This window comes from Albidovulum sp. (assembly GCF_049646345.1).
Lineage (GTDB): Bacteria > Pseudomonadota > Alphaproteobacteria > Rhodobacterales > Rhodobacteraceae > Albidovulum.
This window is the reverse complement of sequence record NZ_JBARVQ010000293.1, coordinates 1-7,571: the sequence shown is the minus strand read 5'-3', so window position 1 is coordinate 7,571 and position 7,571 is coordinate 1. Positions and strand designations below refer to the sequence as shown.

At 62.0% G+C, this 7,571-nt stretch carries 7 protein-coding genes; 1 reads left to right on the top strand and 6 read right to left on the bottom strand.

What is annotated here, in order from left to right:
* The 6 genes from WBB85_RS07340 to WBB85_RS07315 form a co-directional block, all read right to left on the bottom strand.
* A partial coding sequence (locus tag WBB85_RS07340; RefSeq protein ID WP_432637970.1) for an NAD-binding protein occupies positions 1-1,250 on the bottom strand: 1,250 nt, incomplete at its 3' end.
* A gap of 54 nt (positions 1,251-1,304) precedes the next feature.
* Positions 1,305-2,357 carry an ABC transporter substrate-binding protein gene (locus WBB85_RS07335; protein ID WP_432637969.1) on the bottom strand — a complete coding sequence of 351 codons (1,053 nt, stop codon included), beginning with the start codon at positions 2,355-2,357 and terminating at the stop codon, positions 1,305-1,307.
* A gap of 15 nt (positions 2,358-2,372) precedes the next feature.
* Entirely contained in the window at positions 2,373-3,470 is a 1,098-nt protein-coding gene (locus tag WBB85_RS07330) for an ABC transporter ATP-binding protein (protein ID WP_432637968.1), read from the bottom strand.
* A gap of 14 nt (positions 3,471-3,484) precedes the next feature.
* Positions 3,485-4,276, bottom strand: coding sequence for an ABC transporter permease (locus tag WBB85_RS07325; protein ID WP_432637967.1), 792 nt, complete (start codon positions 4,274-4,276; stop codon positions 3,485-3,487).
* Positions 4,273-5,124, bottom strand: coding sequence for an ABC transporter permease (locus WBB85_RS07320; protein WP_432637966.1), 852 nt, complete (start codon positions 5,122-5,124; stop codon positions 4,273-4,275). Before WBB85_RS07320 ends, WBB85_RS07325 begins: the two co-directional genes overlap by 4 nt.
* Before the next feature lie 140 nt (positions 5,125-5,264).
* On the bottom strand, positions 5,265-6,188 hold the full coding sequence (locus WBB85_RS07315) for a ribokinase (protein WP_432637965.1): 924 nt from the start codon (positions 6,186-6,188) through the stop codon (positions 5,265-5,267).
* Between the two features lie 169 nt (positions 6,189-6,357).
* Here WBB85_RS07315 and WBB85_RS07310 point away from each other — a divergent pair.
* A partial coding sequence (locus WBB85_RS07310; protein WP_432637964.1) for a caspase family protein occupies positions 6,358-7,571 on the top strand: 1,214 nt, incomplete at its 3' end.

Here is a 7,571-nt window from a genome sequence, read left to right as displayed (position 1 = left end):
GCCAGCGTCACCCGGCAACCGCGCCGGGCCAGCTGCATCGCGCATTCCAGCCCCGCAGGTCCGCCGCCGATCACCAATGCCTCTTCCGCCCCGCGTACCGGTGCGATTCGCTCTGGGTGCCAGCCACGCCGCCACTCTTCGCCCATCGTCGGGTTCTGGGTGCAGCGGATCGGAATACCGAGATTATCGCTCGACACGCAGATGTTGCAGCCGATGCATTCACGGACCTGGTCGACCCGTCCCTGCCGGATCTTCTCGGGCAGGAACGGATCGGCGATGGAGGGGCGTGCGGCGCCGATGAAATCGGTGATGCCCTGCCGGATCATCGAACACATGAGATCGGGCGAGGTCAGACGCCCCACCGCGACGACCGGCTTGGTCGTCACGGTTTTGACGAAACGGATGACGTCGTTCTGATAGCCGTCCTGCGGCTGGAACCGCGTTGTAACGCTGTCCTCGGACCAGTCAGAGATATTGACGTCCCACAGGTCCGGCAACTCCGCCAGCATCTCGACAACCGCCCGGCCTTCCTCGGCCGCCTGCATCCCGTCGGGCCCGCGCATCTCATCGACGGCAAAGCGCAGGGCCACAGCGCAGGTATCACCGACCGCCTCGCGCGTATCCTCCAGAAGCTCCCGCATCAGCCGGACCCGGTTTTCCAGCGATCCGCCATATTCATCGCTGCGCTGGTTGAGGTCAGGCAACAGGAACTGATGTGGCAGTGTCATGCGATGGCCAGCATAGACATAGATGATGTCAAACCCCGCATCCCGCGCCCGAAGTGCGGCCTTCCGGTGCCACTGCCGCAGTGCCCGGATATCGGCCTTGTCCATCCCCCGGGCCTGCTTGGGATAGGCAATGTCGAGCGATATGTCCGAGGGTGCCAGGATCGGTGCGCGGCTGAGATGGTTCGCCGAGTGGCTACCGTTATGGGCAAGCTCGATCGCAGCAAGCGAGCCATGGGCATGGACCGCATCTGTCATCAGCCGCAAGGCGGGAATGTCGCGCTCATCCCATAACCGCTGCTCGGGATAGGGTGAAAGATCGGAACTCGGGTGAATCTCCGTCTCCTGCGTGGAAACGACACCCCAGCCGCCCTCGGCCTTCATCCCGCGCATGGCCGCTTCGGCCCGCGGCCGGAGATGGCCGAGACCGTTGCAATGCGGCACCTGATAAAAGCGGTTGCGGGCGGTGACCGGCCCGATGCGCACGGGCTCGAACAGAACCGCGTAGCGGTCGGCGTCAGTCATGGGTCAACTCGAATTGAACGGAACGGCCGGGCGAAACCGCCCGGCCCTGTGGCTTCAGAAACCCGCTTTGATGCGCTCGAACTCTTTCAGCATTTTCGCCTCAAGCTCGGGGGTCACGGCATCGAAGAACAGGCTGCCGTTGAAAAAGCTGTCCACATCGTCAAAGCCGTAGGTGGAGATCAGCTCCTGATCCGCCGACTGGAAAGCCGCCGCACTGGCATGGGCATAGCCCCAACTTTCGATGATGTATTTGCCGCTGGCCTCATCCGACAGCGCGTTCAGCATGTCATAGATCTGTTCGTCCGAGGCGGTAGAGCTTTTCAGCCGCACATAGCCGCAGACCCATGTTGCGATGCCCTTGTCGACGTCGCGCATCATCTTGGCGGGCGTCTCGTTCCAGATCAGGTTCAGTTCCGACTGGTTCCAGGCCCAGCCCATCTCAACCTCGCCCGAGGCCATCGCCTGATCGAGCTGCCCGGCATCCGACCAGTAGAAGCGCATGTTCGGATGGATCGAGCGCAGGTAGTCCGACGCCTGCTGGAACTGTTCGTCGTTCATGTTGGTGTAGTTCACGGCGTTGCCGGTGGCGAGTGCCGCCAGCGCATAGGCCGAAGAGGCCGCATCGGGGATGGAGATCTTGCCCTGATAGGCCGGATCGGCCAGCAACTGCAGCGAGATCTGGTCATCGGCGATCTTGTCGGTGCGGTAGATGAGGCCCGTGTTGCCCCATTCGAAAGGCATCATCCAGACCTGATCGTCGATGACGATGCCGTCCACTTCCTTGATCTTGGGAAGCATCGCATCCCAGTTGGTCAGCTTCGCCGGGTCAAGCGGCACCAGCAGATCGGCCGCCACCCATTTGCGCACCGCATCGGTGCAGGGATGGGCGAGGTCGGCGGTAAAACCCGATTGCAGCTTGGTGAACGCCTCTTCCTGAGAGCCGAAATAGGTATAACTCGGCGCCTCGCCGTACTTCTCCATATAGGCGCCGTAGAACCCCTGATCCTCGTATCCCGACCAGTCGAATACGCTCAGGTCCGCGCCGCCCGCAAAGGCCGTCGAGGCCAGAAGCGCCGTGGCGGCACCCGTTGCCAGAATGTGTTTCATGTCTTCCTCCCTTATTTATTCGCGTTTGCCAAGGTCGATGACCGATGCGCTCTGCACCCCCAGCCAGACGGTATCGCCGCGCTGATGATCGACCGTGTGGAAATAGTTGGGGACCGATACAGCAAACGGTTCTTCGACCCCGTCGATCCTGACGTAATAGTGCACCGTCTCGCCGTAGAAGGCGACATCGGTGACGGTGCCCTTGACGGTGGTGTCATAGCCTTCCGGTTTCGTTGCTTTGATTTCAAGCTGTTCGGGACGGACGCCGACCAGCAGATCGCGGTCATGGGCATCAACATTCGGATTGGCGGCGATCTGCATCCGTCCGAACCCGGCAGTGTCGATATCCAACCGGTCACCGCTTTCGCCCGTCACGGTGGCGGGCAGAAAGTTCATGCCGCCGATAAAGGCTGCAACGTTACGGTTGCAGGGCTTGGCATAAAGCACCGACGGGCTGTCGACCTGCACCAGCCGGCCCTTGAACATCACGCCGATCCGATCGGACATTGTCATCGCCTCATACTGGTCATGGGTGACCATGACGAAGGTGATGCCGATGGATTGCTGCAGACGGCGCAGCTCAAGCTGCATCGCCTCGCGCAGCTTCTTGTCGAGCGCGGAAAGCGGTTCGTCCAAGAGCAGCACTTTCGGCCGCAGCACCAGCGCGCGGGCCAGCGCCACACGCTGACGCTGGCCACCCGACAGCTCATCGGCACGGCGGGCCTGCAACCCGCCCAGTTCCACCATCTGCAGCGCCTCGTCGATACGCTGCGCCATCTCGGTTTTCGACAACCCCGATTTCTTCAGACCGAAGGCGACGTTGTCGCCCACATTCAGATGCGGAAAGATCGCGTAGGACTGAAAGACCATATTGGTCGGACGCTTGTTCGCCGGAATGCCGCGCATCTGCTGACCGTCGATCAGAAGCTCGCCCTCATCGGGCTCCTGAAAGCCCGCGATCATGCGCAGGGCCGTTGTCTTGCCGCAGCCCGAGGGACCGAGAAGCGAAAAGAACTCGCCCTTGCGCAACGCCAAATCCAGCCCGGTCACGGCAACGAAACTGCCGAACCGCTTTTCGACGCCCTTCAGTTCGATGATGTTGTCTTCACTCATGTCAGGTTCCGGGATCAGGCCGCGCGCCGGACGGAGCGGCGGCGGAAATATTCGGCGGTCAGAAGAAGCGCGACGGAGGCCAGCAGCAAAAGCGAGCCCAGCGCTAGTGTATTGGGCAGTTTCGCCGGGAAGCGGATCTGGCTCCAGATATAGACCGGCAGGGTCGGCTGATTGCCCGAGAGGAAGAAGGCCAGCACAAACTCGTCGAACGAGACGGTGAAGGTGACAAGCAGGCTGGAGATGATGCCGGGCGCGACGATCGGCAGCGTCACCCGGCGAAAGGTGCCGATGACGGTCTCGCCAAGGTCGTAAGCCGCCTCTTCCAGCGACTGGTCGAATTCGTCGAAGGCCGATTTCATGATCGAGACGGCAAAGGGCAAGGCCACGAAGACATGGCCAAGGATCACGGTCGCCAGCGACGGTTGCAGGCCCATGGAAATGAAGAGGATCAGCATCGACGAGGCGACGATGATGCCGGGGATCACAAGGGGCAGCATAACCAGCCCTTCAGACAGTTCCCGCCCCTTGAACGTGTAGCGGACATAGGCGCGGGCGGCGAACAGACCCATCCCGGTCGCCACGATCGCCGTGACCCCACCGACAATCAGGCTGTTGAAAAGCGCCTGTATGAGCGTATCCGCCTCGCCCAGTTGCCCATACCATTTCAGCGTGAACCCTTTCAGCGGGAAGGCGACGATGGTGCCGTCGTTGAAGGAAAAGAGCGGCAGGAACAGAACCGGCAGATACAGGAACACCAGATAGAGAAGGGCGTAGAGTGCCAGACCGTCGAAGCGCAACCGGGTCATCTGATCCTCCGGCCAAGCCCGCGGGCGGCGAGGACAAAAAGGATCGCAACGAAGCCGACCGACAGCATCGCCATCAGCGACAGCGTCGCCCCCAAGGGCCAGTTATTGGCCGCACCGAACTGAACCTGAATAAGGTTGGCGATCATCTTTCCGTCCGATCCGCCGACCAGCGCGGGCGTCACATAATCCCCCACGGTCGGGATGAAGATGATGAGCGAGGCGGCAATGATCCCCGGAATAGTCAGGGGCAACGTGACCCGGAAAAACCGCTCCAGCCGCCCGGCGCCAAGGTCGGTCGCGGCCTCCAGCAGGCTGCGGTCGATCTTTTGCAGCGAGACATAGATCGGTAGGATCGCGAAAGGCGCCCAGGCATGGGCCAGCGTCAGGACCACCGCCATTTCATTGTAGAGGAGGAAGGTCAGCGGCTCATCGATCAGGCCAAGACCGATCAGCGCGCTGTTCATCACCCCGTTGAAGCCGAGGATCAGCTTCCAGGCAAAGACGCGCAACAGGTAGCTCGACCAGAAGGGAATGGTGATCAAGAGCAGCCAGAGCGTCTTCTTCTGCGTCCGGAAGGCGATGAAATAGGCGATGGGATAGGCCAAAGCCACCGTCGCCGCCGTCACCCCCGCCGCGATCAAGACCGAGCGGATCAGCAGATGGCGGACCAGCGGATCGGTCAGCGCCTCACGGTAATTCGCTAATGTAAAGGTGCGGTCGATCTCCACATAGGTCTGGGTCCAGAAGCTATAGACGACAAGGATACCCAGAGGCACTGCCACCAGAAACCCGACATAGACCGATGCCGGGGCGCTGAGGGCCAGTCCTTTGGACGCTTCCGATTGCAAGTCCCCGTTTCCACCTCTGGTCCGGGGGTGCGTCCCCCGTGATCCGCAAAAAAATGGACGATCGTTCATTCAACAATGCAGCGGAGGCGGAGCCTGTGTCAATAGCGCTGTTGGAACCGGGCGAAGGATCCGCCCGTGGGTCAGCAGCGCGCCAGCAGCGCCTCGATCTCTTGCAATGAGGGCATTGAGGCCGCAGTCCCCGGCCGGGTGACAGAGATGCCTGCCCCGGCACAACCGAACCGCACCGCCTCGACCGGGTCCAACCCGCGCGAAAGCGCTGCCGCGAATGCGCCGTTGAACGCATCACCCGCACCTGTGGTTTCAACAACCGGCCCGGCATTGAAAGGGGGTACATGCACCGTCCTGTCGGCGTCATGGTAAAGTGCGCCGTTTTCGCCCAGCGTCAGGATCGCAGCCCCCGCCCCCATCGCCCGCAGCTTTTGCGCCGCGTTGACCGCGTCATCGACCGAGGTCACCGGCAGGCCGGTAATGCCTTCGGCTTCGGTCTCATTCGGGGTCACGTAGTCGCAGAGTGCCACCATCTCTGCCGGAATGGGCGCGGCGGGGGCTGGGTTCAGAATGGTCGTCACGCCCCCGGCCCGAGCAATTTCCAGCCCCCGATGTGCGGCGGGCAAAGGTTGCTCAAGCTGGGTGACAAAGACCGATGCAGCGCCGATCAGCCCCGCATGCCCTTCCACATCGGCGACCGAGATATTGGCCGCCGCACCGGGCGAGACGATGATCGCGTTGTTGCCGGTCCCATCTTCGATAAAGATATAGGCGGCCCCGGTATAGCTTTCCGGATCCTCCGTCACCTCCGGCACAACCCCGGCCGGTTCCCAGATCGCACGCGCCATATCGGCGAAGGGATCGCGGCCAAGCCGGGTGATGAAATGCACGCGTCCCCCGGCCATCGCCGCCGCGACCGACTGGTTCGACCCCTTTCCACCCGGCCCCAGCGCGAAACTCTTGCCCAGAATGGTCTCGCCCATCCTTGGCTGACGCTCGGCCCGGTAGGATGTATCGGCCACAAAGATGCCAAGGATGACGATCTTGCCGCTCATGCCCTCTCCTTCCTGTTACCCGCCCCAGAGCTTTGCGGTCGGACAGAAGGAAGTCAAAGGCTTCGGTTTGGAAATCGCCCCAAGGTAATGAGAACCTGAATAGGAATCGCCCCAAGTCGGCGTATGATGGCCCCATACATTTTGATCTATGCGAGCATGGAGGCCGGTGATGATGCTGCCAGACTCGCTGCGGAAAGTAATAGTTTACACGGTTCTGGCCTTTGTCATGCCTCAGGCGACTTTTGCCGCCGACCGGCTGGCTTTGGTGGTCGGCATGGCCAAGTACAGCCATATCCCGCAGCTTCGAAACACTACGCATGACGCACGGGACATTTCCGAAACGCTCGGGCGGATCGGGTTCGAGGTCACGACCCTTATCGACGCCCCGCAGAAGGAATTGCGCGCGGCACTTGACGATTTCTCGTTCCGGTCCGAGACGGCCGACCTCGCACTGATCTATTTCGCCGGTCATGGGGTCGAGGTTCAGGGCGAAAACTTCCTGATTCCAGTGGATGCGGCGGTACGGTCGAACCGGGACATCCAGCAGCAATCGGTGTCGCTCAGGGATTTCCTGACCGCGGTCGACCGGGCGCGCAAGATGCGGATCGTGATCCTCGACAGTTGCCGCGATAATCCCTTCGGTGATGTCATCGCCACCGAAACCGGTGTGCAAACCGGAGGGGCCACAACCGGCACACGCGGCAGCGGTGGGCTGGCACCACCCACGCCTGATCGCGGCACTTTGGTCGCTTTTGCCGCCCGCGACGGACAGGTCGCGCTGGATGGCGACGGCAATAACAGCCCCTTCGCGCTGGCGCTGTCGGAAAAGCTGGCTGAGCCGGGGGTGGAGATCAGCCTGATGTTCCGCCAGATCCGCGACGAGGTGATGCAGACGACCGGCAATCGGCAGGAACCGCATACCTATGGTTCGCTTCCCGGCATGCCCTACTACATCGCGGGTGCACCTGAGGCGCGGGCGGAACTGGCCGTCGACGATCTGAGCCAGGCCTGGTCAGCCTTGCGCAGTGAACAGGCCGCGCAGTTGGAATTGCTGGCCAAGGATGGCGATACACGGGCAATGCTGGGGTTGGCCTATATGCGGCTCAATCCGAACTACAAAGGTTATGCGCCAGCCGATGCGGCGGCCTATCTGGAGCGCGCCGCCACCGCCGGATCGCCCGAAGCGATGCACGAACTCGCCCGCCTTTATGAAAGCGGAACAGGTGTCGCGCAGGATGACGCGCGGGCGCTTCAGCTTTACGAAAGTGCCGCCGCGCTCGACTTTGCCGACGCGATCAACGATCTGGGCTTTCTTCACTATCAGGGCGGTCTGGGTCTGCGCCGCGACCCCGACCTGGCAGTAAAGCTCTTCGCCCGCGCGGC